Consider the following 1,412-nt stretch of genomic DNA (forward strand, 5'->3'; position numbering starts at 1 on the left):
TCGTCCTTGCGGCCGAGGCCGGGCAGCACGACGTCGAAATTGCCGGCGGCGAGCTCGCGCATCGCCTTGCACATCGCGATCATCGGACGCGAGATGCCGTTGCCGAGCCACAAGGCCAGCACGATGCCCACGGCCAGCCCGCCCAACGCCATCATCAGCATCAGCTGCTGGGTTTCAAGGATGGTGCTATTGGCGCTCGTCTCGATGCGTTGCTGGTCGGCAGTCAGATCCGAACGCAGATCGGCCGAGAGCTTGAGGATCGTCGCCGCGGTCTTGGTCATCTCGCCGTTCAGCTTGACGATGACTTTCACATTTTCGGTCAGCTTTGCGAACGAGGCCCGGTACTGTTTCAAGAGATCGCCGATCTCCTTGACGCGGTCCGTGATCTTCTGGTCATTCGCGTAGATGGAAACCAGCAGCGTTTCCAGGAACTTGATGCGGGCGATCACGCCGTCGGCCGTCTTCGGCTCCGGCTTGGCCACGAAGGCGCTGACCGAAGTTGAGACTGCCAGATATTGCGAGGTCACGTCCTTGGCCGTGCTCTGGACCGAGTTTAGGCCCGCCAGTGCTGCGGTATCGGCGAGATCGTCGAATTTGAAGCGGATCTTGTTGCCGACACTGTTGAGCTCGTCGGTCGCGATCTTGTTGTTCTCGCGCGTCAGCTTGATGATCTCGCTGAAGACTTTCGTGAAGCTCTGGAATTCGGTCTCGAGCTTGCCGACCTGCTCGCGTCGGGCGGCGCCGGTCGTGGCGGCCATCGACTTGGCGATCGCGCTCTTCAGATTGCCTTCAGCGGCCTTGGCTGCGGTCTCGTCATCCGCCGCGCCGGTCAGGGTATAGGCCCGTGCCAGCCCTTGATAAGCGATCAGCTCACGATCGACCGTCCGCGCCAGATCGGCTTCCGCTACGCTGATGCGGTAGGACGCCACGGCGCCTGCGATTCGCTCGAAGCCGAAATAGGCAAACGCCATGCTGACGGCGAGGATGGCGAGCACCGCCACGAACCCGAGGATGATTTTTGCGCGAAAACGCAGCGTTGGCAGCTTCGATTTGCTCGACGTGGACTTCACCGACATTCCCCCACCCCATTCCATTCGCGGAAAACCAGGCGCAGCCCGGAAGCAGCCCGCTTCCCGGCTCCTCTGCACGTTATCGGGCAAAGGATAAGCTGTGGTAAATTTGTGGCGCCTCAACTACCGGTTAGGTGATGCGGACAATCGTTAAGGCGCGCCTTATCGCGCCGTTACAAATCGATTGCTGCCCCATCTCCGCTGGAGGCGAGAGGGCGGAGGCCGGGGAGGAGGCCGCGAGCTTACGCGGCCCTGATCGTCGCCATGAAGCGGTCGAGCTCGGCGCGCAGGCGGGTGCTCTCGCTCGACAGGGTCTTGGCCGAATTGAGCACCTCTTCCGAG

At 61.8% G+C, this 1,412-nt stretch carries 1 pseudogene; it reads right to left on the bottom strand.

The features are described from left to right. Positions 1-1,076, bottom strand: a pseudogene (locus tag ASG57_RS31310) (methyl-accepting chemotaxis protein); the annotation flags it as partial. Positions 1,077-1,412: the final 336 nt, after the last annotated feature.

It is taken from the genome of Bradyrhizobium sp. Leaf396, from assembly GCF_001424605.1.
In the GTDB taxonomy this organism is placed as follows: domain Bacteria; phylum Pseudomonadota; class Alphaproteobacteria; order Rhizobiales; family Xanthobacteraceae; genus Bradyrhizobium; species Bradyrhizobium japonicum_C.